20 protein-coding genes are annotated in these 23,806 nt (G+C 47.9%); 9 read left to right on the forward strand and 11 right to left on the reverse strand.

Going from position 1 to position 23,806, the window contains the following annotated elements; all coding sequences use genetic code 11:
• Nucleotides 1–23 precede the first annotated feature (23 nt).
• Together ACSYSY_RS02030 and ACSYSY_RS02035 are read left to right on the forward strand one after the other, a co-directional pair.
• The gene (locus ACSYSY_RS02030) at nucleotides 24–1,238 is read left to right on the forward strand and encodes a CCA tRNA nucleotidyltransferase (RefSeq protein ID WP_491707666.1); all 1,215 of its coding nucleotides are present in this window, start codon (nucleotides 24–26) and stop codon (nucleotides 1,236–1,238) included.
• A complete protein-coding gene (locus ACSYSY_RS02035) occupies nucleotides 1,238–2,998 on the forward strand; it encodes an ABC transporter ATP-binding protein (RefSeq protein WP_491708199.1) in 1,761 nt (586 codons plus the stop codon). The genes ACSYSY_RS02030 and ACSYSY_RS02035 overlap by 1 nt, the downstream gene beginning before the upstream one ends.
• Here the strand turns inward: ACSYSY_RS02035 and ACSYSY_RS02040 are convergent.
• From ACSYSY_RS02040 to gpmI, 4 genes are all read right to left on the reverse strand, one after another.
• The gene (locus ACSYSY_RS02040; RefSeq protein ID WP_491707667.1) at nucleotides 2,950–3,483 is read right to left on the reverse strand and encodes an RNA pyrophosphohydrolase; all 534 of its coding nucleotides are present in this window, start codon (nucleotides 3,481–3,483) and stop codon (nucleotides 2,950–2,952) included. The two genes, ACSYSY_RS02035 and ACSYSY_RS02040, sit on opposite strands and share 49 nt — an antisense overlap.
• Nucleotides 3,480–4,955 carry a S41 family peptidase gene (locus ACSYSY_RS02045; RefSeq protein ID WP_491707668.1) on the reverse strand — a complete coding sequence of 492 codons (1,476 nt, stop codon included), beginning with the start codon at nucleotides 4,953–4,955 and terminating at the stop codon, nucleotides 3,480–3,482. The genes ACSYSY_RS02040 and ACSYSY_RS02045 overlap by 4 nt, the downstream gene beginning before the upstream one ends.
• Nucleotides 4,956–5,120: 165 nt before the next feature.
• Nucleotides 5,121–6,386, reverse strand: a complete 1,266-nt coding sequence (locus ACSYSY_RS02050; RefSeq protein WP_491707669.1) for a murein hydrolase activator EnvC family protein — start codon at nucleotides 6,384–6,386, stop codon at nucleotides 5,121–5,123.
• A complete protein-coding gene (gene gpmI, locus ACSYSY_RS02055) occupies nucleotides 6,373–7,911 on the reverse strand; it encodes a 2,3-bisphosphoglycerate-independent phosphoglycerate mutase (RefSeq protein ID WP_491707670.1) in 1,539 nt (512 codons plus the stop codon). The genes ACSYSY_RS02050 and gpmI overlap by 14 nt, the downstream gene beginning before the upstream one ends.
• A gap of 209 nt (nucleotides 7,912–8,120) precedes the next feature.
• Here gpmI and msrB point away from each other — a divergent pair, with 209 nt between their 5' ends.
• The 7 genes from msrB to upp all read left to right on the forward strand — a co-directional run bounded on the left by msrB (nucleotide 8,121) and on the right by upp (nucleotide 13,417).
• The gene (msrB, locus tag ACSYSY_RS02060) at nucleotides 8,121–8,501 is read left to right on the forward strand and encodes a peptide-methionine (R)-S-oxide reductase MsrB (RefSeq protein WP_491707671.1); all 381 of its coding nucleotides are present in this window, start codon (nucleotides 8,121–8,123) and stop codon (nucleotides 8,499–8,501) included.
• A gap of 97 nt (nucleotides 8,502–8,598) precedes the next feature.
• Entirely contained in the window at nucleotides 8,599–9,087 is a 489-nt protein-coding gene (locus tag ACSYSY_RS02065; RefSeq protein WP_491707672.1) for a DUF2938 family protein, read from the forward strand.
• 30 nt (nucleotides 9,088–9,117) lie between these two features.
• Nucleotides 9,118–9,654, forward strand: coding sequence for a GNAT family N-acetyltransferase (locus tag ACSYSY_RS02070; protein WP_491707673.1), 537 nt, complete (start codon nucleotides 9,118–9,120; stop codon nucleotides 9,652–9,654).
• Nucleotides 9,655–9,798: 144 nt separating this feature from the next.
• Nucleotides 9,799–10,851, forward strand: coding sequence for an acyltransferase family protein (locus ACSYSY_RS02075; RefSeq protein WP_491707674.1), 1,053 nt, complete (start codon nucleotides 9,799–9,801; stop codon nucleotides 10,849–10,851).
• Nucleotides 10,852–11,117: 266 nt separating this feature from the next.
• Nucleotides 11,118–11,402, forward strand: a complete 285-nt coding sequence (locus ACSYSY_RS02080) for a GNAT family N-acetyltransferase (RefSeq protein WP_491707675.1) — start codon at nucleotides 11,118–11,120, stop codon at nucleotides 11,400–11,402.
• 181 nt (nucleotides 11,403–11,583) lie between these two features.
• On the forward strand, nucleotides 11,584–12,603 hold the full coding sequence (locus ACSYSY_RS02085) for an acyltransferase family protein (RefSeq protein WP_491707676.1): 1,020 nt from the start codon (nucleotides 11,584–11,586) through the stop codon (nucleotides 12,601–12,603).
• 181 nt (nucleotides 12,604–12,784) lie between these two features.
• Nucleotides 12,785–13,417: a uracil phosphoribosyltransferase gene (gene upp, locus ACSYSY_RS02090; RefSeq protein ID WP_491707677.1), complete on the forward strand. Its 633-nt coding sequence runs from the start codon at nucleotides 12,785–12,787 to the stop codon at nucleotides 13,415–13,417.
• 54 nt (nucleotides 13,418–13,471) lie between these two features.
• On the opposite strand, the gene ACSYSY_RS02095 is transcribed toward upp, so the two are convergent.
• The 7 genes from ACSYSY_RS02095 to carB all read right to left on the reverse strand — a co-directional run bounded on the left by ACSYSY_RS02095 (nucleotide 13,472) and on the right by carB (nucleotide 23,803).
• Complete coding sequence (locus ACSYSY_RS02095) at nucleotides 13,472–14,863, reverse strand: NAD-dependent succinate-semialdehyde dehydrogenase (RefSeq protein ID WP_491707678.1); 1,392 nt, start codon at nucleotides 14,861–14,863, stop codon at nucleotides 13,472–13,474.
• A gap of 541 nt (nucleotides 14,864–15,404) precedes the next feature.
• A complete protein-coding gene (locus ACSYSY_RS02100) occupies nucleotides 15,405–16,823 on the reverse strand; it encodes an NAD(P)(+) transhydrogenase (Re/Si-specific) subunit beta (RefSeq protein ID WP_491707679.1) in 1,419 nt (472 codons plus the stop codon).
• A gap of 1 nt (nucleotide 16,824) precedes the next feature.
• Nucleotides 16,825–17,163, reverse strand: a complete 339-nt coding sequence (locus ACSYSY_RS02105) for an NAD(P) transhydrogenase subunit alpha part 2 (RefSeq protein WP_491707680.1) — start codon at nucleotides 17,161–17,163, stop codon at nucleotides 16,825–16,827.
• The gene (locus ACSYSY_RS02110) at nucleotides 17,163–18,311 is read right to left on the reverse strand and encodes an NAD(P) transhydrogenase subunit alpha (RefSeq protein ID WP_491707681.1); all 1,149 of its coding nucleotides are present in this window, start codon (nucleotides 18,309–18,311) and stop codon (nucleotides 17,163–17,165) included. The genes ACSYSY_RS02105 and ACSYSY_RS02110 overlap by 1 nt, the downstream gene beginning before the upstream one ends.
• A 398-nt stretch (nucleotides 18,312–18,709) precedes the next feature.
• Entirely contained in the window at nucleotides 18,710–19,930 is a 1,221-nt protein-coding gene (locus ACSYSY_RS02115) for a threonine ammonia-lyase (protein ID WP_491707682.1), read from the reverse strand.
• Complete coding sequence (gene greA / locus ACSYSY_RS02120; protein WP_491707683.1) at nucleotides 19,930–20,403, reverse strand: transcription elongation factor GreA; 474 nt, start codon at nucleotides 20,401–20,403, stop codon at nucleotides 19,930–19,932. The genes ACSYSY_RS02115 and greA overlap by 1 nt, the downstream gene beginning before the upstream one ends.
• A 145-nt stretch (nucleotides 20,404–20,548) precedes the next feature.
• Entirely contained in the window at nucleotides 20,549–23,803 is a 3,255-nt protein-coding gene (carB, locus tag ACSYSY_RS02125) for a carbamoyl-phosphate synthase large subunit (protein WP_491707684.1), read from the reverse strand.
• Nucleotides 23,804–23,806 lie beyond the last annotated feature (3 nt).

Here is a 23,806-nt window from a genome sequence, read left to right on the forward strand (position 1 = left end):
TGGTTTGTAATAAAGAGACAGTCATGAATGATGAAATCAGAAACCTGCCTGGATATGGCGGGCTTGAATGTCTCTGGGCAGCGATTCCTCAAGCCCGTCTTGTCGGCGGGTGTGTAAGGGATCTCCTTGCAGGTCGTGAGGTTCATGATATTGATCTTGCTGTTCCCTGTGCTCCTGATGAGACGGTCAAACTGCTGGAAGCCCATGCCATCAGAACCATCCCAACCGGTCTGGATCATGGGACAGTTACGGCCCTGATTGACCACATTCCTTATGAAATTACGAGTTTGCGGCGTGATGTCGAGACTGATGGCCGTCATGCTGTGGTAGCGTGGACCCATGACTGGCAGGAAGATGCTGAACGGCGTGATTTTACAATCAATGCCATGTCACTGGACCAATATGGGCGGCTTTATGATTATTTCGGGGGACGTGAAGATTTAGAAAATGGACGTGTCCGTTTTGTTGGAAATGCGGAAAAGAGAATCAGGGAAGACGCTTTAAGAGCGTTACGGTTTTTCCGGTTTCAGGCCAGATATGGCAAGGGTAAGCCTGATCAGGCAGCGATCAGGGCTATTTATGAGTGCCGTAATCTGGTGCAGTCACTCTCTATTGAACGTGTGGTTTCGGAGTTCTTCAGGATTCTTGAGGGACCAGCCTTATGGCCAACGCTCCTGCTCATGAAAGAGACGGCCATATTAGGCGAAATCCTGCCACAAACTGATCTTTCTTTTTTGGAACGTCTTCTAAATTGTGGCGCCCCTCCCAAGGCGCTGACCTATTTATATGCGCTTGCTCCGGAAGATCGATCTCTTGGTGAGCATTTTAAATTATCCCGTGCGCAACAGGCAGCGTTGAAAGCCTATAGAGAACCGGAACCGGTTTTATGGCCTGAAGCTTCAGAAGATGATCTTCGTCGTTTGCGCTTTCAGCAGGATATATCTCTGTTGATTGATCGCTCATGGCTGGTTCAGGCACGTGAGATAGGGCAGAAAAGTGATTTATGGTCGCACTTCCGGGAGAATTTGCTGGCTACCTCCCAACCTGTTTTTCCCCTGACGGGTAAGGACGGGCTGGCTTGCGGGTTAAAAGCAGGACCGGATCTGGGAGCATGGCTGAAAAAAGTCCAGCTCTGGTGGCTTGAGCAAGGCTGCCGACCGGGGAAAGAGGCCTGTCAGAAATGGTTAAAAGAGCAACTTTCTTCAGAATTTCAGGCGCCTGACGGGGCGCGTTTATGATGAAATTACGCTCTGCGGACACTCGAACAACGCCTTTATTACTGAAATATTTATGGCGTGATCATATACGGTATCATAAGGGCAAATTGTTTCTGATCCTGTTTCTGACAATTGCCATGGCGGTTCTAACAGCGGCTTACCCGGTTGTAATCAAGCATGCTATTGATCTCTTTACAGCTCATGACCCCCGTATCCTGTATCAAATTCCGCTTATTGTGATTCTGATCACAGGGGCGAAAGCTTTTGCGCAATATGCCCAGAATGTCTCGGTTCAATCCCTGATATGGACGATTATCCGCAGCTTGCAGGAGCGGATGTTCGATCATAGCCTCAAAGCAGATATTGCAACCATTGAAACGGAATCCCCGGCACAATGGGCGGCCCGTTTCACGACAGATGCCCTGAGTATGAGAGAAGCCCTGACCCGGGCGGTTAATGCATTGGGTGACGTTGTAACATTGTTCGGTCTCGCGGTAGCCATGATCTGGGCGGATTGGGAACTAAGCCTTATCGGGCTTGTGCTTTATCCCCTGGCGATTATCCCTGTGCAGAAACTCGGGCGTAGAATTCGCCGGGCATCACGCGGGATGCAGGAGCATGTCGGTGTTGTTGCCGGTTTACTGACTGAAACATTCTCTCTGGCAAGGCAGGTGCGCGTTTATCGTCTTGAAGCGCAGGAGAAAAAACGGATTGGCAAAGCGCTTGACCAGCTTCATGACACCTATCTTCATATTGCCTGCTCTCGTGCCCGGCTTGACCCGATGCTTGAAGCAATTGGCGGCGTGGCCATAGCGTTTGTTCTTGGTTTTGCCGGGTGGAGGGCCGCAACAGGAGGTGCCACTCTGGGAGGTTTTACAGCTTTTATTGCAGCGTTATTTGCCGCTTCCCGGCCATTGAGAGCTTTGGGGTCCCTCAATGCAGCGATGCAGGAAGGGATGGCGGGCATGGAACGCATTTATGACGTGTTGGCTGAGCCCTCAAAAATCAGCCAGAAGCCTGATGCGTATCCCTTACCTGAAGGAAAAGGGCAGGTCGATTTTAAGGATGTTTCCTATCGTTATATGGATGGGCGTATAGGGCTGGACCATCTGACGGTCTCGTTCAAGCCCGGTCAGATGGTGGCTTTGGTTGGTGCCAGTGGTTCTGGTAAATCAACGGCCCTTTCTCTGATACCGCGCCTTTATGATGCGAGTACAGGGGCTGTCTGTCTGGAAGGGAGCAATCAAAAAGACGTAACGCTGGAAAGTCTGCGTGCCTCTATTGCCTATGTGAGCCAGGAGACGGCCTTATTTGACCTGACGATTGAAGAAAATATCCGTCTGGGTAAACCGCAGGCGACGCGTGAAGAGGTAAAGATCGCCTGTGATGGGGCGTCGCTGGATTTTCTTGAATCATTGCCTGAAGGGCTGAACACACGGGTCGGAACAGGGGGGCAGACCCTGTCCGGTGGGCAAAGGCAGCGTGTGGCGCTTGCGCGGGCTTTATTGAGTGATCCGCGTATTCTGCTTCTGGATGAAGCGACCAGTGCGCTGGATTCCAAAACGGAATTACGCGTTTTGAGCGCACTGACTCGTTTACGGCATAACCGGACGACAATCATGGTCGCCCACCGTCTTTCAACGGTGAGGCACGCAGACCTGATTATTGTTATGGAAAAGGGGAAAATGGTTGAAAGCGGCTCACATCAGGAGCTGCTATCAAAGAATGGTGTTTATACCCGGCTCGTGCTTGCCCAGTCTTCAGGCGAGGATGCATCCTGAAAAAGCTGTTTTAATTCGGGAAGCAATGTTTCATACATCCCTTTTTTGAAGCCGAGATTATACTGCCCGCTTAACGCTTCCTGAATACTCAGCCATTTCCATTTATTAAATTCAGGAGGTGTCTGGGCATCAAGCCTGATGTCAGAATCACGGCCGGTGAAACCAAAAACAAGCCATTTCTGTCTTTGTCCCCGAAATTGTCCCCCAAGGGCATGACCGAGCAGATGAGGGGGAAGGTCGTACGTGACCCAGTCAGGGTGTTCGGCTAGCAGAACAGCATGATTTGTCCCGATCTCTTCCCTCATTTCCCGCCAGGCGGCTTCATGAAGGTCTTCTCCGGGATCGACCCCTCCCTGTGGGCATTGCCAGACATTTCCTGCCAGATCTGTCCTGCGGGCAAGAAGAAGTTTGCCCTCTTTATTAAAGAGAGCCAGCCCGACATTGGGACGATAGGGTAGATTTAATCCGGCAACAGGGGATGTCATTTCTTTTCCTTCACAGCGTCATTATGTGCTGTTCCCTTGGAAGCAGATTTCAAGGAATAGACACCATTCAAAAGATGGAGAGCCTGTTGGAGCTGGAAGTCGGTTTCAGGTTTCTCGGGGTTGAAGGCAGGCCATTTCTCAGGGGGTTCAGAAGGAATCGTCTTCAGAAGACTTTCCGGTATATTCATTTCAGAAGCATTTTTTTTGCCCGTTCCCCCTATATTGCTCAAGACATGAGCAAGGTCGGATTCACGGTATGTATAGAGCTCATTTTCACCATGAGCTGCCGCGACCTTGATATCCGGTGTGACCCCGCGCCCCTGTATGGAATTGCCAGAGGGGGTGTAATAGCGGGCGGTCGTCAGGCGAATGGCTCCCTGGTCACCAATAGGAATCAATGTCTGGACAGAGCCTTTCCCGAAGGTGCGATCCCCCATGATGATGGCGCGGTTATGATCTTTTAGCGCGCCGGAGACAATTTCACTGGCTGACGCTGAGGCAGAGTCCACCAATACCACCATGGGCAGACCGTGCGTAATATCAGTGCCATTGGCGCGCCAATGCTGGTTATTCTCCGGATGACGGCCCCTTACAGAGACAATCTCACCTGATTTGATAAAGTCACGCGATATGGCGATGGCCTGGTCCAGCTTTCCGCCGGGGTCAGCGCGAAGATCAAGGACAAGGCCGATTAACGTCTTGCCTGGTGTTTTAGAAACCTGCTTGACAAGTTTCTCATAATTGACGCGCACTTCATGTTCACTCGTGTCATCAAATTCTGCCAGGCGGATATAACCAACGCGGCCATATAAGGCAGAGCGGACAACCTGCACATGAATGATCTCGCGTGTCAGAGTATAGTCAATGGTTTTGCCGGTTTTCGGACGAAGCACGGTAATATTGATTTTAGTGCCCGGATTGCCGCGCATTTTACGCACAGCCTGGTCAAGCGTGAGATCGGCAATATTTTTATGATCAATCATGGTGATCACATCGCCCGATATAATCCCGGCCCGGGCTGCGGGTGTGCCGTCAATGGGAGAAACAACACGAACGTGACCGGCATCGGCTTGAACCTGAAGACCGAGCCCACCAAACTGTCCCGAGATTTCATCCTGCATACGCTTGAATTGTTCGGGCGTCATGTAAGAGGAATGAGGATCCAGATTGCCTACCAGACCATCAAGGGCATTCGTAATCAGTGTCTTGTCACTGATTGGCGTAACATATTCAGAATGCACGACATCCATGACAGTCCCGAATAACGTTAACAGCCGAACCGTCTCAGCATTATTATTTTCTTCTTGTTGAGAAGCGTCTTTCTGCCCGGTCTTGTCTGGAGTCTGCTTCGGGGCTTCTTTGGCCAGAGCCGGTGTAAAACCAGCGGAAAAATGAAGCGAATAAAGAGTACTGGTCAAGCCGATGCCTGCGGTAAAGGCAATTCCCGTAAGCAGGGTCGTTTTAAACTTCATGAACGTGCCATCCTCGCGAAAGCGGAAGAATATGGTGTCAGGGATAATAAACATCCAGTCACAGTAACGGGGGAGCAGTCTACAGTTTTTACGTGCCCGCTCCAAGAGTTAATCTTCACAACTTTCCGAGGTTTTTCCATTCTCAAATATCATGAAACAAAAAGCCTATCTCAGGAAAGGTGAAGGATTTACGATATGTGTGCCTTGTCTCAGCTGGACAAAAAGAGCACCTTCTGAGGGAGGCATGGTGCCTAATGTGGCCTTGCGGGCAACATGCTGCCCGGTTGAGGCAGAAATTTTATCAAACCCGGCAAGGACAAAGCGCTGGCTATGGCCACAATCAAGGATCACCATATTTCCAAATGAGCGGAACGCTCCCGTATAAAGAAGCCTTCCATCACATGGTGCTGCGACTGGAGCGGCATGGGTCGTTTTATAGGTCAGGCCAGTTGCAGGGCCTGCTTCAGTATTCTGATGCCACCGTGTTACGAGCGTACCGTGCACAGGGGCAACACCCTGTCCTTGTGTGATTCCCTTGCCTGTGCTCAAGGCTCTGGCTGCTTTTTCGGCCTTGCGGGCCTGGGCAATTTTGTGATGTTTTGACAGACGTTTTGCCTCAGCTTCCAGACGTTTTTTCAATAAGGCTTCCCGTTTGGCAATAAGCTCGATCTCATTTGTGAGATCCTCCATATTTTTACGTGCCAGCTGAAGCTTGTTTTTTTCAATTTCAAGATTTTTCTGGTCCAGAAGATTCTGTTTTAAAACCTGTTGTGCCTGTTGCTCGTCTCGTTCTTTGCGCTTTTGCTGAAGCAGACTCTGGTGCTGAAGGTGGTCTGTCTGATGGTCAAGTGCCTGCTGTTGCTGATGGATGCGCTTTGTTTCTGTCTCCAGCGAGGCTGCTTCCTGTTGAGTCATATTTAAGCGTGCCTGAAGAAGGGAAGGGGCAAGGAGGGGGTCTGCTTTATCCGCCATAGGGGAGAGAAGAAGTAATTCCGGGGCCTGCTGCATATTTTCAGCGGCGGGAAGAGCGCTGACAAAGGCAAATGTCGCGTCATTTTGCTGGTCTTTGAGGGAGGCCTCCCCTTTTTCCAGTTGTTCCTGACGTTGGGTCAGGTTTTTCATGCGCAGTTTCATGCGCTGAAGTACGATCTCCAATCTTTTCTGTTTTCTGTTCAGAGCTTGTAACTGCCTGGAGCTGAGCCTGGCTTTTGACGTTGCCTTGCGCATCAGAGCTTCATGCTGCGTAACAGCATCCTGCTGAGCCTCAAGCGTTTTCTGCAGGTCGTTACGGGCTTTTTGAATTTTCTGAAGCGCATTCTGCTCAGGGGTTGCTTCTGTCTGTGTAGCGAAACCACTTCCAAAAATAAAAAAGGCCAGGAGGCACACGCCCCCCAGCTTGTTGCGGCACATTAAAACGTTATGCTTTATCAATCAGCGACTGGCCCTTCATTTCAGGAGGCTGCTTAAGATTCATGAGCTGAAGGATCGTAGGGGCAATATCGGCCAGCCTTCCATCATGGACTGTTATCCTGCTTTTATCGTAAGCGAGAATAAAAGGCACTTTATTGATAGTATGTGCCGTATGAGGCCCCCCCGTTTCAGGATCTTTCATCGTTTCACAATTACCGTGATCTGCCGTGATGAGAAGCACCCCTCCGGCTTCCTGGATGGCATCACCAATGCGTCCAAGTCCTACATCGACTGCTTCAACAGCCTTGATGGCCGCTTCAAGAGAGCCTGTATGACCGACCATATCCGGATTGGCAAAATTCAGGATGATCATGTCATATTTACCCGATGAAATGGCTTTGACGGCCTGATCGGTCAGTTCGGCTGAGGACATTTCAGGTTGCATGTCGTAGGTTGCAACTTTTGGAGAGGCGACAAGAATACGGTCTTCCCCCTCCAGCTTGATTTCCTGCCCCCCGTTAAAGAAATAGGTAACGTGTGGATATTTCTCCGTTTCTGCCATACGCATCTGGTGTAAATGCGCTTTCGAAACGACTTCTCCCAGAAGATTTTTCAGAATTTCAGGTGGGAATAAAACGCTGACATATGGTTTTAACGTGTCAGAATAATAGGTCATGGTGCAGACACCAGCGAGTGTCAGGGGGGCGCCACGGTCAAACCCGTCAAAATCCGGCAGCAGAAATGCGTTCAAAAGCTGGCGGATGCGATCTGCGCGGAAATTGGCAGATAAAATGCCGTCCCCATCTTTCATCCCGTCATAATGTCCTATGACAGCGGGTATGACAAACTCATCGCCCCGTTTATCTTTGGCATATTGGTCTTGCAGAACCTCGATGGGGTTTGCAAAATGGGGCCCTTTACCATAACGAATGACGTCATAGGCTTTTTGCACCCGGTCCCAGCGATTGTCACGATCCATGGCATAATAACGGCCACTGACCGTGGCAACCTCCACCCCTTGCGGCAGGGACTTCAGGATTTCCTGCAGAAACGCTTCACCTGAATGGGGGGGGACGTCGCGCCCATCAGTGAAGAGATGCAGTTTTACAGGGACACCTGCTTCATGAACGATTTTGGATAGCGCGATTATGTGATCCTGATGTGAGTGGACCCCTCCTTTTGAGGCTAGTCCCATCAGGTGGCAGGTCCCTCCAGAGAGCTTCAATTTCTCAATAAAGCCTGTCAGAACCGGGTTTTTTGCAAGGGAACCATCAGCGCATGCTTTACTGATACGTGGCAGCTCCTGCATGACCACACGGCCAGCCCCGATATTCAGATGCCCGACTTCTGAATTGCCAATCTGCCCATCTGGCAGGCCGACATCCTCGCCACTGGCCTGGAGAAAGCTGTGCGGGCTTTCAGCCCAGAGCTTTGTAAAGTGGGGCATTCTGGCCATTCTGGGAGCATTGTCTGCAGCATCTTCACGCCAGCCAAAACCATCAAGAATGACGAGCATAACGGGACGGGGAGTTGTGGATTGGGTCATGTTAACCGCTCCTGCCAACGTTTGGTTTATAATAATCCGGGGAGGAAGTGATCCCTCCCTTTAATAGGGGATAGGAGATTATTATCGCATCATATGGCGAAAAGCGATTGGCTGAAATAGAATTTGCCACAGCTTCCCCGCTTATGATTTTACGATCCCTTCATTATTATATGTTTTCGGCCACGTCGCTTCGCAAGAGGATGTTTTTTATGACAAAGAATTTATCGTGTTGCTCACTTAACCCCGTGCAGGAACAGATTATGGATCATCATGGCACAGAGCCACCAGGGTCCAGCCCATTAAATGACGAAAAACGGGCCGGCACCTATTATTGCGTCCGATGTGGAGAGCCCCTTTTTTCCTCCCGGACCAAATATGACAGTGGTTCAGGGTGGCCTTCCTTTTATGATGTTAAAAAGGATGCCGTCGGTACAACCGAAGATAAAAGCCATGGCATGCACCGTATAGAGGTGCATTGTGCAAAATGTCAGGGACATTTGGGGCATGTTTTCCCCGACGGACCGGCCCCTACAGGGCAGCGTTACTGTATGAATGGGGCCGTTCTTGATTTTCGTCCTGAAGAGGAATGAATCATATTATTGTGACGTGATGTCTTCAGTAATGTATCAGATTAAGGAATCTCTATTCCATGAATAATGATACAATGCAGCAGGAGGAAGACAGCATATGATTCAAGGGCCAGGTAATTTTGAATTTATAGCAATTATAGGGGTCGGATCGACTTTTATTCTGGATTTATGGTTGTTGCTCGTTAGTAAAGTGACGAAATCACCTGTGATGAATTGGGGACTGCCCGGGCGTTGGTTATTAGGTCTGTTGCGGGGACAGCTTGTCCTTCAGGATACACACCCCGAGACCAGCGGCTGGGAACGCATTCTGGGCTGGCTTTTTCATTATGGGGTAGGTGTGTTTTATGCAGCGCTTCTCCTTCTGATCTGGGGCACTCATTACAGACTGAACCCAACTTTCTTTCCGGCTTTTCTGATCGGGGTTGTGTTGGCAAGTTTTGCAGGTCTGTTTATTCTGATCCCTGGTCTGGGAGGGGGGCTCTGTGCAGCAAAAGTTCCCAATCGTTTCAAAGAAATAAAATTATTGATTGTTTCCCATTTTATTTTTGCTTTTGCCCAATATGGGTTAGCGCTTAGTATGACGTAATAGTCGCGAAAAAAGCTAAGGAGAAGGCTCGTGTCTGAACGAAAGGTGCGGTTTGTTTCATGCTGTTTTGAACGCCATGCGGCCCCTATCCTTGCCATTTTTAATGAGGCTATTCTCAATTCAACAAGCCTTTATGATTATAAAGAGCGGACCATGGACAGTATGGTTTCATGGTTTGCAGCAAAAGAAAAAGGCGGCTTTCCTGTGATCGGACTTGAAGATGAGGCCGGTGAGTTGGTCGCTTTTGGAAGTTATGGAACGTTTCGGGCCTTTCCAGCCTATCACTATACCGTCGAGCATTCTGTCTATGTTCGTGCAGACCAACGTGGCCATGGATTAGGTCGCATGATTTTGCAGCGTCTGATTGATCTCGCACAGGATCAGAATATGCATGCCATGATTGGTGGAATTGACGCTGCCAATGTTGCCAGCATCAAATTACATGAAAGCTTTGGCTTCCGTCACGTCGGGACATTACCGGAAGTAGGCTATAAATTTGGAAAATGGCTCGATCTGGCTTTTTATCAAAGAAACTTCGTGACGCCTGCTGATCCTGGAGATGGATAACGCAGCGTATTATCTCTCAAAATATATTTTTCATGAATACTATTATATATAAATATCTTTAACAATTTATTAATTTTTCTTGTTTTTCTGTATATTTTTCCCTAAAAGCCAGCCTGATTATATATTATTTAGGCTGTTTTCATAATGAATGATAAGATATTTCATAAAAATTCATTTGGGTTTTTAAGGTTGATATTCTCTATATGGGTTATATTGTCGCATATTGTAGAGGTAAGGGATGGGAATAGGGATCATGAAATACTTACATGGTTATTTCATAGTATTTCATTTGGAGAACTCGCTGTAGATGGATTTTTTATAGTAAGTGGTTATCTGATTACAAAAAGTTTTACACAATCCAATGATATTTATGCATATTTTCTTAAGAGAGCTTCACGAATATATCCCGGTTATATCGTTGCTTTTCTGATATTCATGCTTTTTTTTGGGTATATCGGAGGAGGTCATTATCCTGACCTATTCTTTCAGACATTAAAAAAGTGTTATCGTATATTATTTTTGCAAAAACCAAAGATAAAGCATATTTTTTCTACTGTTTCTTACAATAATGGAACAACAAACGCTGCTATGTGGACACTTTTTTATGAGGCAAAGTGTTATATTCTTATTGTATTTTTATCAATGTTAGGTATTCTTAAAAAATATAGATTAATTATTTTGATTATATTTCTTATGGTTCTATATGCATTTATACCAATGCAGAAAGATATTAGATTATTTTTAATGTTTCTTTCTGGCGCTTCCATGTATGTGTATAGAGCATATATACCTCTTTCAAAGAGAGGTATGGCTGCTGCATTTCTGTGCATGATATTGAGTCTATGCTGTGGCAAATATGCAGAGATTGGAGTAGCTATATTTGGAGCTTATACTTTTATCTCATTTGCCATTCTAAATAATGATGGATTTTCTGTTAATATTAATAACAAAAATGATTTTTCATATGGAATTTATCTCTATGCATGGCCAATAGAAAGCGCGCTCTTATATTATATTCCTAAAATAGGATATATAGAACTTTTTACATTTGATCTTGCAGGTGCATTTTCGTGCGCGGTTATTAGCTGGTTTTTTGTAGAAAAGCCTGTCTTGAATTATGTGCACAAATTTTTAAAACGCAGAATAGCTGATAGTAAGGAGAAAGTTAATATTCCTGTCCCTGAAATAGCAAAATAGCGTAGAGTTTTCCCCTTGGGTTGTAATTAAAATGAAGGCCTCCTTTTAAAAGCCTTTATTCTCAATGCAGAAAATTTTTATGTTTTTTGCATTGGGACAGTTTGCTTGAAAGCACGTATATTCTTCAGCTGAATGAAAGTATGTACTATAAGGACACAATGCTACCGACACAGACTATAGAAGAGTGTCTGAGCCTGACTCCTTGATCCTATTGAAAGGCAGGCTGATCTAACCGTGGTTGGATGGTTAATATAAATCATAGTGGTATGGCTTTAGCGAGTCTGGCTGTCTATGTTCGTGCAGACCAGCGTGGTTATGGATTAGGCCGCATGATTTTGCAGCGTCTGATTGATCTCGCACAGGATCCGAATATGCATGCCATGATTAGTGGAATTGACGCTGCCAATGTTGCCAGCATCAAATTACATGAAAGCTTTGGCTTCCGTCACGTCGGGACATTACCGGAAGTAGGCTATAAATTTGGAAAATGGCTCGATCTGGCTTTTTATCAAAGAAACTTCGTGACGCCTGCTGATCCTATGGAGGGGTGAATTTGTCGATATATATTAAGAAATGTGTTCGATAAAAGGCTTAATTTTGGCTTTTTTGTGTTGTTATAATATGTTTGGAGTTTGTTTTTAAATAAATTTACAATTTATCATTGTTATTTTTGATATTTTATGATTTTACAGACGACCTTAATTTATATTTAGTTATTAGGTTGTTTGTATAATGGATGGAAACATAACACATAAAAACTCGTTTGGCTTTATAAGGTTATTTCTAGCAATATGTGTTATAAATAATCATGCATTTTTTATGAAAGATAAAAATAATGATCATGACATGCTTGTGCGTTTGTTTGGGAGTCTTTCTATAGGTGATTTTGCTGTTGATGGGTTTTTTATAATAAGCGGTTATTTAATAACAAAAAGTTTGGTTTCTTCCGGTAGTATTTACTCATATCTGATTAAAAGGGTAGGACGCTTATACCCGGGGTTTGTTGTCGCTTTTCTGATTAGCATGCTTGTATTTGGGCATATTGGTGGCGTGCATTACGTTCATCTTTTTCACCAGACATTAAAAGAGTGGAATCGTTTATTATTCTTAAAAGCACCCAAATTAACAGGGATATCTATGAATGGTTCCATGTGGACATTAAAATATGAATTTCGGTGTTATATTTTAATAATGTTATTTGGATTGTTAGGATTTTTTAGGAAATACCTGTTGTTTCCTGCATGGACCCTGTCTGCTTTTATATTTGTATTTTACCATGATGATAATGGCTTCAGACTGGTAACGATGTTTCTTTCCGGTACAATTATGTTCGTATATAGAAAGCATATACCTCTTGCATGGAAATGGACATTACTTTCGTTTTTTTGTTTTATTTTGAGTTTGAATTATGAAAAATATGCAGGACTTGGGATGTCTGTTTTTGGGGCTTACGCGCTTATTTCTTTTGCATTATTGAGCAATAAAGGCATTACGACCATTATTAACAATAAAAATGATTTTTCATATGGTCTATATGTTTATGCTTGGCCGGTAGAACGTACGTTAATCGCTTATTTTCCTCACATGGGATATTTAGAAATCTTCATAATCAATCTTCTTTGTACGGTTCCCTTTGCGGTAATCAGCTGGTTTTTTATTGAAAAACCTGCGTTGAAATATGCCCATAAATTAGCAAAGCGTGTTGAGGCTCTTGGAAGAGGGAAAGTCACTATTCCTGTCTCTGTTTCCTGAACCACAAACTAGAGATGAAGCATTTCCTGTTTAAAATGGCTGGCTCATTTAACAGGAAACCTTTTGTTTTTCCTGATAAGAGCTTCTTTTTCTCAAAGCAGCTATATCCTTTTGCTTGAAATGAGCCGGGTGCTCTATAAGGACATGATACCAACTCAGTCTATAAGAAAGATGTCTGGTCATGTCCTCATATTTACAGATTATTGATCATCCTCTCATTCAGCATAAACTTTCCTTTTTGCGGGACCGTTCACTTTCGATCGTTGAGTTTCGGGCTCTTGTGAAAGAGTTGAGCCTGTTATTGGCTTATGAAGCAACGCGGGGGCTGCCTTTGAAAGAAAAGAAGGTTGCATTGCCCGATGGCTCAACGTGTCTGACCCATAAGCTGGAGAATGACACGTTGTGTCTTATTCCTATTTTGCGGGCAGGGAGTGCTCTGCTTGAAGGGATGCTCGATTTTGTTCCTACGGCTGGCGTGGGGCATATTGTTGTGCAGCGCCATCATGCCACGCTGGAAGCGGAAGAATTTTATTTCAAAGCTCCGCCAGAGCTCGGAAAACGTTTAACAATTGTGCTGGATCCAATGCTTGCAACGGGTCATTCTGCCGTAGCGGCAATCCGGCGGCTAAAGCAGGCCGGGGCTGAGAATATTATCTTTACCTGCCTTGTCGCAGCCCCGGAAGGGGTGAAGCATCTTCATAATATCCATCCGGATGTCAGGATTATTACATGCGCCCTTGATGAGGGTCTGGATGCTGACAGTTATATTGTGCCCGGTCTGGGAGATGCGGGAGACAGATTTTACGGTACATAAAAAAAAGGGTGGGAGCGATTATGCTCCCACCCTTAAAGCCTCAGGCTTTAGAGATCAGAATGCTGAATCAATTTCAGCAACACCGATCAACTTGGCATTGGCGAATTCTTTCAGGCCAAGTTCAAGCAATTCACGGCCGAAGCCTGAATTCTTGACACCACCGAAAGGCAGATCTGACTTAACCATGGTGGGATGGTTGATATAGACCATTCCGGTATAGATCTGACGAGCCAGACGTACCCCTTTTTCTTCATCCTGTGTGAAGATGGAGCCACCCAGGCCATAAGGAGAGTCATTGGCGATTTCGATCGCATGTTTCTCATCTCTGGCTTTGAAGAGGGATGTCACAGGGCCGAAGAATTCGACGTGACGGGCAGGGTTCTTTTCGTCAATGTTGGTCAGGATAACAGGGCGGAAGAAGCAGCCTGTTGAAGGCATATCCAAAGGAATTTCTTCTGCATGAGCACCGTTGGCAACAGCTTCCTTAACCTGTTTCTGCAACGCGTCAACAGCGCCACGAGAGGAGAGGGGAGCGAGTGTTGTCGTCTCTTTCATGGGATCACCCATGCGCAGTTCCTTGACGTATTTGCGGTAAAGATCAAGGAATTTGTCATAAATGCCGGCTTCAACAATCAGGCGTTTTGAGCTGACGCAGACCTGACCAGCATTCCAATGACGGCCGAAAGCAGCCCATTTAGCGGCTTTTTCAACATCGGCATCATTCAGCACAACAAAGGCATCGGACCCGCCAAGCTCCATGGTGCATTTTTTAAGAGATTTCCCGGCCTGTGCAGCGACGATTGCGCCGGCTCTTTCTGAGCCTGTCAGCGCAACACCGCGGACGCGTGGGTCAGCAATGATGTTGGCAAGATGCTCATGAGACGCATAAAGATTCTGGAAAGCGCCTTTAGGAAGACCTGCTTCGTGCATGAGTTCCACAAATTTGGCCGCACATTGTGGCACATTGGCAGCATGCTTCAGAAGCATGACGTTCCCAACTGAAAGCTGTGGGGCAATGATACGGGCGATCTGATAATAAGGGAAGTTCCAGGGCTCAACTGCGAGCAGGATGCCCTGTGGTTCATAAACGATCTGTGCGCGTGTTCCACGGGCGTTGGAAACTGGAAGAATTTCCGCAGCAAGCTGGCTTTCAGCGTGAATAGCATAATATTCAAGGATTTCGGCTGAAAGCTCGGTCTCAGCTTTTGCTTCAGCAAAGGTTTTGCCCATTTCGAGGGTCAGAAGCTTTGCGTATTCATCTTTCTTGGCGCGGAGGATATCAGCAGCATTCTGCATGACTTTAGCGCGCTCAGCGAAGGATGTCTTTTTCCACTGTTGGAATACTTTCTCTGCTGTATCCAGAGCTGCGTTAATTTCAGCATCTGTTGCATCAGGGAAAGTTTTGATTTTTTCTTCGGTAAAGGGATTTATTGTCTGATAAGCCATTTTAACATCCTCTTTTTTAAATCAATATTTAAAGACTTAAGTATATAGCAGGACTTTTCAAGAGCATGGAATATCCGGCACTGCCTTATTTTTTTCATAAAAAAAGAAAATATCTGGCATTTTTATTATGATAAATTCGTATAAAAACAATTTTTGAAAGAAGATTATTTTTTTTAAACATAATCGTAATACATAAAATTTAAATAAAATATATAATTATGATAATAATGTGTCTAAAATTAATTATATTTCTTATTTATATTTTAAAAATCAATAAAAATATGGTCTTATATAATGAATATATGTATATTTACTATGTTAATCTATTTGATATTGAGGTTGTTATTTAAATAAAAACATAATCAACTTATCGTGTGACAGATTAACTCTTATTCATGCGCCTGTAAAAGCTGTTTCTTATAATGCCTTATCAGGAAAAAGATGGTTTTTGCAGGATAGAACTATGGGAAGACTGACATAAGAAAAGGGAGCGCCTCTTTCAAGGCGGCTCCCTTTTCTTAATGGCGTATAAAAGGTCGTCTTATGCGTGGCCGAGGGCTTTCACAGCCTCTACCATTTCTGACATGACTTTCTGGGCGTCACCATAAACCATGGTGCAGTTATCTCTGAAGAACAGAGAGTTCTGCACGCCGGAATATCCTGTGCCTTGTCCGCGTTTAATGACAAATACCTGGCGGGCTTTATAGGCATTCAGAATAGGCATGCCATAAATCGGTGAGGACTTATCGGTCTGGGCGTCAGGGTTAACAACGTCATTCGCACCGATAATGAGGGCAACATCGGTATTGGCGAAGCTGTCATTAATGTCGTCCATGTCGTAAATCATGTCATAAGGAACACCGGCTTCGGCCAGGAGCACGTTCATATGACCAGGCATACGCCCTGCAACAGGGTGGATGGCGAATTTGACATCAACGCCATCAGCTTGCAGCAGTTTTACAAACTCATAGAGTTTCTGCTGGGCCTGAGCGACAGCAAGACCATATCCCGGGACAATAATAACGCTGGATGAATAATTCATTGACGTCGCAGCATCAGCGGCATCAACGGATTTCATTTCTCCTTCAGGGCCTTTGGCGCTTCCGGAAGTGTCGCCGAAGTTACTGAAGAGCACATTGGTCAATGAGCGATTCATGGCTTTTGCCATCAGAACGGTGAGCAATGTTCCCGCTGAACCAACAACCATACCGGCGATCATAAGGGCAGGGTTATCGGTTACGTACCCTTCAAGCCCGACAGCCAGACCGGTAAAGGCGTTGTAAAGGGAAATCACAACCGGCATGTCGGCACCACCAATCGGCAGTGTCATGCAGATACCAAAGAAGAGAGCCGCAACGAAGAACAGGATCCCCGGCAATAGAGCCGCAGACGTCCCGTAACTGACAACTGTGAAGATACCCAGGGCTATAGCTGCGAGAAAGACAAGCCCGTTAAAAATCCGTTGTCCGGCAAAGCGGGTTGGCTTCTTGATTGTGCCATTCAGCTTGGCCCAGGCAATGACGGACCCTGTCAGCGAAATACAGCCGATCAAAGCACCAATAAAGGTGATGCCAAGATGAAGGCTGCTGACGTCAGGGTTGTTTGACATCAGAGACACGGCTGCCAGAGCCGCAGCAGAGCCACCACCCATACCGTTATACAGGGCAACCATTTCCGGCATTTCGGTCATCTGGACTTTTTTGCCTTTAAGGCCGGCCCATAAGCAACCTGCAACAAGAGCAACGACGGCCAGTGCCAGATTGACCATCAGGTGAGGGTGCGCCTCCGGTCCGACACGGAACACATTCAGAAATGAAACCGCAATGACCAGAATCATACCATAACCGGCAGTCACAATCCCTTTGACCGCTGTTACGGGAGAAGACATGGCTTTCAGGCCGTATATAAACAGACCTGCTGCCACGAGCCCTGCCAGGCCAACAATATATTCAATCCACATATTACTGCTGACCTTTCTTTTCTTCTTTTGAGGCCGTTTTGTCTTTGGCACTGGGGCGGAACATTGCCAGCATGCGGTCTGTTACGACGTAACCGCCCATGACGTTGGCAGCGCCTAAAAACACCCCCAGAAAACCAATCAGCTGCGCAAACCATGTTGTCGCATTAAAGAGAGCTTCCAGCGCTCCGACGACGACAATACCGTGAATGAAGTTGGAGCCCGACATGAGCGGGGTATGAAGAATGGACGGCACCCTGCTGATCACCACGAAGCCGGTAAAAGCGGCCAGCATGAAGATATAGAGAGCGATGATGAACGTCATGGACGTAGCAGTGACCATTATGCTTTCTCCCCGGCTGTGCCTTCAATGGCTTTTTGTGCCGCCTGGTTTGTGATTTTGCCATCGCGTGTGAGCGTTGTGCCGCTGATAACCTCGTCTGTGAAGTCGGGGTTCAGGATACCGTCCTTGAGAACCTGCTGGAGCAGATTAAGGATATTTTTGGCGTAAAGTTCGCTGGATTGCTGCGCGAGAGCGGAAGGAAGGTTGGTCGGTCCAATGAGCGTGACAGGCCCGATTTTGACAGTCTCACCGTTTTTCGTGCCTTCACAGTTCCCACCGTTGGGAGCGCCCATATCAACAACGACGGATCCTTCCTTCATGGCGGCAAGCTGCCCGGCATCAATAAGGCGGGGGGCTTTGCGGCCGGGAATGGCAGCGGTTGTAATAATCAGATCAGCCTGAGCAATATGCTGGGAGACAACGTCCCGGACTTTTGCTTTTTCTTCGGCCGTCAGTTCTCTGGCGTAGCCACCTTCGCCCCGGGCATCGATACCGGTATCAACAAATTTGGCACCAACGGATTCAGCCTGTTCCCGGGTTTCAGGGCGCACATCATAGCCTTCGCAGATGGCCCCAAGGCGTTTCGCGGTTGCCAATGCCTGAAGACCGGCAACGCCGAGCCCCATAACCAGAACGCGAGCGGCACGGAGTGAGCCGACGGCTGTCGTCATCATAGGCAGGATTTTCTGCATATGAGTGCTGCCCAGCAGAACCGTATAATAGCCCGAAAGCGCTGCCTGACTTGAAAGGGCATCCATCGCCTGGGCGCGGCTGATACGGGGAACCAGCTCCATGGCAAATGTCGTGATCTTATGGTCACGGAGCGCTTTGGTGATGTCCGGGTTGGCCTGTGCGTGAACAAAAGACACGAGCAGAGCGCCCGGTTTCATTTTCTGAATTGTTTCAACAGGAGGCGGTTGAACAGCCAGAACAATATCGGCATCAGAAACCAGAGTTGAAAGATCAGCTTCTGTTTTAACGTCTGCCTTATTATAAGCATCATCAGTGTAAGTCGCGGCTGTTCCGGCACCTTTTTCCAGAACGAGTGTAGCCCCGAGTTTGGAAAGACGCTGGGCTACTGCGGGGATCATGGCAACCCGTTTTTCATCAGGCTGCGTTTCCCTCAGGATGGCAATTTTAATAGTCACGTTTTTCCCCTAAGCAGAGATGTAAAGGGAGAAGATATCACCTCAGATTATCTAATAAATTAAGGTGATACCTTCTTCAGTTTTTTCAATATGAGCATGAGAGGCCCACAAGAGTAAAGCGGGATTAATCAGGGTGTAGGGGCAACACGCAGTGCTTTTCCGCAGGGCGCGGAATATATCAAAATCCTGTTTTACAGAAAAGACATGAAAGCGCTGTAATCCCTGGTTATCTGCGGGATATATCGCTTTTTGGACGAGCCTGTGAGAAAGTTTTGAGAAAGAAAGCTCGCTTTGATTTGAAATGACCTGGTTTCAGTGTGCCGAATGTCGTTAAATTTCACACAATAAGTTTAAATTTTATTTTAAAAATAAGGTCAGGCACACTGAAACCTGGTCATTTATTTCTCCCGGGTAACGGTATAATGCCGGGCGAGTTCCGCTTCGATTTCTTTGGCGTGTTGCGTATCGCGCGCTTCAATCATGACGACCAGCTCTGCTGTTTGCACTGAAGGAGCAGCGAAGAGGCGGTGGTGAGAAACTTCGATAATATTACCACCTGAATCGCCAATTCTCTTTGAAATGTCAGCTAACAGCCCCGGTCGATCAGGGATCTGGAAGACCAGTCTGAGGATGCGCCCTTCATTGAGCAGAGAGCGGAAAATAACATGAGAGAAAATGCGGGCATTGATATTGCCGCCCGAAAGGGGGAGGGCGACTTTTTTGCCTTTGAAGAGATCCAGATTGGCAACCAGGGCTGCCAGTGGGGCGGCACCGGCACCTTCGCAAACCTGCCGGGCTTTTTCTGCCAGCATGGTAATCGCGCTTTCAATCTGAAGCTCGTCGACAACAAAGACTTTTTCCAGCTTATGATCAAAGACCGGAATACACTGGTCCCCAGGTTGTACAACAGCAATGCCTTCAGCCAGGGTAGGGCCACCTTTGGCAGCTCTGAGCGGGCCGGGATAATCGCCAAAAGGAGAATAAGAGGCGACCTGCACCCCATAAATTTTTGTTTTGGGGCTTAGCGCGTTAAAGACCGTCACGAAGCCTGCCATAAGGCCGCCACCGCCAATAGGAACGATCACAGCATCCAGATCAGGGGCATCCTGAAGAAGTTCAAGTGCGCAGGTTCCCTGACCAGCCATGACCGCCTGGTCGTTAAATGGGTGGATGAAAATGCTTCCCTGCTGTTCCTGCAATTGAGCGGCTGTGGCACAGGCTTCATCAAAATTTTCACCTGCCAGGACCACTTTGGCCCCCCAGCTTTCAGTCGCAGCGATTTTGGTCGCTGGCGTAAAGCGCGGCATCACAATTGTTGCATCGAGCCCCAGAAGGCTGGCCTGACGGGCAACACCCTGAGCGTGATTGCCAGCAGAGACGGTAATGACTCCCCGTTTTCTTTCTTCAGGGCTTAAGAGGGCGATGCGGTTTGCAGCGCCTCTTTCCTTGAAGGAACCAATGGCCTGAAGGTTTTCCAGTTTTAAGGTAATATCTGCCCCGGTCAGTCGTGAGAGCGCAATGCTCTTGATGGTGGGTGTCTTTGTAATGGTTGCAGAAATACGTTTCTGCGCATCATAGACATCATCAAGGCTCAGACGGTGCGGGGTAGAGTGTGTCATTATTGATAAACCACTTTCAGTATTTCATAAGTCCTGTCACCACCGGGGGCCGGGACAGAAACAGTATCACCAGTTTCCTTGCCAATAAGAGCCTTGGCAATCGGGGAGGAGACAGAAATCCGCCTGTCCTTGATGTCTGCTTCATGCACGCCGACGATCTGATAGGTGTTTTCCTTATCGGTTTCTTCGTCCACGAGTGTGACGGTTGCACCAAATTGCACCCGCGTGCCCGAAAGCTTGGAGGGATCAATAACTTCGGCTGTGGAAATCAGGGATTCCAGCTCAAGCACACGCCCTTCAATAAATGACTGGCGTTCCCGCGCTGCATGATATTCCGCATTTTCAGAGAGATCTCCATGGGCGCGCGCTTCTGCAATAGCGCGAATCACAGCGGGACGATCTTCTGACTTCAGACGCCAGAGTTCATCCTCCAGCCTCTTTAGTCCCTGTGCGGTCATTGGACTTTTCTGCACATTTTTTCCCCAAATTAAAGAAAAACATCAAGTTTTGAACAGAAAAACCCTTCCCCCTGTCTATAAAGGAAGGGGAAGGGAGTTCCAGGTTATTTCGACCCGGTAGAATACAGCAGATTAAAGATGCTGCAAGTTTTTCAGTCCATTAAAATGTGTGACTGAAATATGACTGTAGTGGTGCAACATTTTCTTTGCCATTCTTTAAAGCCACAATAGCGTGGATGGCAGCCCGAGCCCCTGCAATCGTTGTATAATGGGGGATACCCATCGTCAGGGCAGAACGACGTATGTCAAAACTGTCGCGAGTGGACTGTCCGCCTCGTGCGGTATTGATAATCATCTGCACGTCACCGGAGCGGATTGCATCCACGCAATGGGGGCGCCTTTCCGCAACCTTGTTGGTGATAATGACGTCAAGTCCCGCTTCCTGAAGACGGGCCGCTGTGCCGCGTGTTGCCATAATCTTAAAGCCGGCATCAATCAGTCTGCGTGCCAGAGGTTGGATATGCACTTTGTCGCTATCACGCACGGAAAGAAATACCGTTCCTTCCCGCGGCAGATTGACACCTGCTGCAAGCTGCGATTTGGCAAAAGCCATCTCAAAACTTGTATCCAGTCCCATCACTTCGCCCGTTGAACGCATTTCGGGGCCGAGGATGACATCCACACCGGGGAAGCGATTGAACGGGAAGACGGCTTCTTTAACGGCAACGTGCGGGACAATCGGGCGTTCATCAAGGTTGAAGTCCGAAAGTTTTGCCCCAGCCATCACTCTGGCACCAATTTTTGCAACAGGGATGCCAGTTGCTTTTGCAACAAAGGGAACCGTACGTGAGGCACGAGGGTTTACTTCCAGCACAAAAATTTCATCATTTTTGATGGCAAATTGCACGTTCATCAGCCCTTTTATGCCCAACTCACGCGCCATTGCCTCTGTCTGGGCTTTCAGTTCCGTGACCAGAGCTGGTGAGAGCGTGTAGGGCGGCAGGGAGCAGGCTGAATCGCCAGAGTGAATGCCGGCTTCTTCGATATGCTCCATAACGCCTGCGACATAGACACTCTCGCCATCGGCAATACAGTCCACATCGGCTTCAATGGCCTCATTGAGATAATGATCCAGCAGAATGGGGCCGGTTGCGATATCTTCTCCCGCCTGACGCAGGACTGTGTTGAGATAATGCGTCAGGCCTGCCTGATCGAACACAATCTCCATAGCGCGTCCACCCAGAACGTAGGAAGGGCGTGCGACGATGGGATAGCCCACTTCTTCAGCCAGTTTCAGGGCTTCTTCCGGTCCGCGGGCAATGGCATTGCGTGGTTGGCGCAGTCCCAGCTTGCGGAGCATGGCCTGAAAACGCTCACGGTCTTCAGCACGGTCAATGGCATCGGCAGGGGTGCCCAGGAGTTTGATCCCGGCTTCTTCCAGAGCGTGAGAGAGTTTCAGCGGTGTCTGGCCACCATATTGGACAATGCAGCCCAGGACGCGACCATTGCTCATTTCCGTGCGAATAAGCGCAATGACATCTTCAGCGGTCAGAGGCTCGAAATAGAGGCGGTCCGACGTATCATAGTCTGTTGAGACTGTTTCAGGGTTGCAATTGACCATGATGGTTTCAAAGCCGGCCTCCCGCAGGGCATAGGCGGCGTGGACACAGCAATAGTCAAATTCAATCCCCTGTCCGATCCGGTTGGGGCCACCACCAAGGATGATGATTTTGTCACGACCCGTCGGCTCACTTTCGCAAAGCGGCGTGCCAAACCCACCTTCATAGGTGGAATAGAGGTACGGCGTGTCCGAAGCGAATTCGGCCGCACAGGTATCAATGCGGCGATAGACCGGTGTAACGTTCAGTTTTTTCCTTAAAGCGGCAACTTCTTTTACATCCTTACCGCTTAGGCGGGCCAGCTGGCGATCGGAGAAACCTTGCGCTTTGAGATGCCGCAGCGAAATGGCATCCTGTGGCAATCCTTCCGCTTCAATCTGGCGTTCTGTTGCAACGAGAGCTTCGATCTGACGCAGGAACCAGGGTTCAAACTGACAGGCTTCCTGAATCTCTTCAAGCGTCAGTCCCGCGCGGAAAGCCTGTGCTGCCATCAGTATGCGTTCCGGGCGTGGCTCTGAAAGGGCTGCTTTATAGGCCTCATGAGAGCCATCACCCGGTGCCGGAACCGGGTCCAACCCTGTAAGGCCTGTTTCCATTGAGCGCAGGCCCTTTTGCAGGGATTCTGCAAAGCTGCGCCCAACGGCCATGGCTTCCCCTACCGATTTCATGGAGGTGGAAAGGAGGGCCGGGGTATTGGGGAACTTCTCAAATGTGAAGCGAGGAATTTTGGTAACGACATAGTCAATCGTCGGCTCAAAGCTGGCCGGCGTGGTTTTTGTTATGTCGTTTTTCAGTTCATCCAGCGTATAGCCCACCGCTAACTTGGCTGCGATTTTTGCAATCGGGAATCCTGTTGCTTTGGAGGCGAGTGCTGAAGAGCGTGAAACGCGGGGGTTCATCTCAATGACGACCATGCGGCCATCTTTCGGGTTCACCCCGAATTGCACGTTCGACCCGCCTGTTTCGACGCCGATCGCTCTCAGGCACGCGATGGAGGCATCGCGCATGCGCTGGAATTCCTTGTCTGTCAGGGTCAGGGCAGGGGCAACCGTAATGGAATCCCCCGTATGGACGCCCATAGGATCAATATTTTCGATAGAGCAGACAATGATGCAGTTATCAGCCACGTCGCGGACGACTTCCATCTCAAATTCTTTCCATCCAATGATGGATTCTTCAATGAGCACTTCGGTCGTGGGAGAGGCATCAAGTCCGCTACGGACGATCTGCTCAAACTCTTCTTTGTTATAGGCGATGCCGCCACCGGACCCACCCATCGTGAAAGAAGGGCGGATAATGGTAGGGAGCCCGACTGTTTTTAAGGCTTCATGGGCCTCTTCGAGTGTATGGGCAATCGCGCTGCGGGGACTTTCAATCCCGATAGCATCCATCGCTTCGCGGAATTTCTGCCGGTCCTCGGCACGGTCAATAACGTCAGCACGGGCGCCGATCAGCTCGACATTATGTTTGGTCAGAAAGCCGGATTTATCAAGGGCCATGGCGGCATTAAGGGCTGTCTGCCCCCCCATTGTGGGCAGAACGGCGTCAGGTTTTTCCTTGAGGATGATGCGCTCGACAAATTCCGGGGTAATCGGCTCGATATAGGTCGCATCAGCCAGCCCGGGATCTGTCATGATCGTTGCGGGATTGGAGTTGAGCAGAATGACCCGGTAGCCTTCTTCTTTCAGGGCCTTACAGGCCTGAGCGCCGGAATAGTCAAACTCACAGGCCTGCCCGATGACAATAGGGCCAGCCCCGATGATGAGAATGGATTTGATATCAGTGCGTTTGGGCATGGT

Source organism: Aristophania sp. ESL1100 (assembly GCF_058511235.1).

Bases quoted from the DNA above. Each gene is read 5' to 3' on its own strand.
- ACSYSY_RS02095 (WP_491707678.1), bottom strand. From the start codon at position 14,863: ATGGCTTATCAGACAATAAATCCCTTTACCGAAGAAAAAATCAAAACT.
- upp (WP_491707677.1), top strand. From the start codon at position 12,785: ATGTCCTCATATTTACAGATTATTGATCATCCTCTCATTCAGCATAAA.
- ACSYSY_RS02045 (WP_491707668.1), bottom strand. From the start codon at position 4,955: ATGAAGTTTAAAACGACCCTGCTTACGGGAATTGCCTTTACCGCAGGC.
- msrB (WP_491707671.1), top strand. From the start codon at position 8,121: ATGACAAAGAATTTATCGTGTTGCTCACTTAACCCCGTGCAGGAACAG.
- ACSYSY_RS02105 (WP_491707680.1), bottom strand. From the start codon at position 17,163: ATGGTCACTGCTACGTCCATGACGTTCATCATCGCTCTCTATATCTTC.
- ACSYSY_RS02040 (WP_491707667.1), bottom strand. From the start codon at position 3,483: ATGACATCCCCTGTTGCCGGATTAAATCTACCCTATCGTCCCAATGTC.
- ACSYSY_RS02075 (WP_491707674.1), top strand. From the start codon at position 9,799: ATGAATGATAAGATATTTCATAAAAATTCATTTGGGTTTTTAAGGTTG.
- carB (WP_491707684.1), bottom strand. From the start codon at position 23,803: ATGCCCAAACGCACTGATATCAAATCCATTCTCATCATCGGGGCTGGC.
- ACSYSY_RS02115 (WP_491707682.1), bottom strand. From the start codon at position 19,930: ATGACACACTCTACCCCGCACCGTCTGAGCCTTGATGATGTCTATGAT.
- ACSYSY_RS02080 (WP_491707675.1), top strand. From the start codon at position 11,118: ATGGCTTTAGCGAGTCTGGCTGTCTATGTTCGTGCAGACCAGCGTGGT.
- ACSYSY_RS02030 (WP_491707666.1), top strand. From the start codon at position 24: ATGAATGATGAAATCAGAAACCTGCCTGGATATGGCGGGCTTGAATGT.
- ACSYSY_RS02100 (WP_491707679.1), bottom strand. From the start codon at position 16,823: ATGTGGATTGAATATATTGTTGGCCTGGCAGGGCTCGTGGCAGCAGGT.
- ACSYSY_RS02085 (WP_491707676.1), top strand. From the start codon at position 11,584: ATGGATGGAAACATAACACATAAAAACTCGTTTGGCTTTATAAGGTTA.
- gpmI (WP_491707670.1), bottom strand. From the start codon at position 7,911: ATGACCCAATCCACAACTCCCCGTCCCGTTATGCTCGTCATTCTTGAT.
- ACSYSY_RS02035 (WP_491708199.1), top strand. From the start codon at position 1,238: ATGAAATTACGCTCTGCGGACACTCGAACAACGCCTTTATTACTGAAA.
- ACSYSY_RS02065 (WP_491707672.1), top strand. From the start codon at position 8,599: ATGATTCAAGGGCCAGGTAATTTTGAATTTATAGCAATTATAGGGGTC.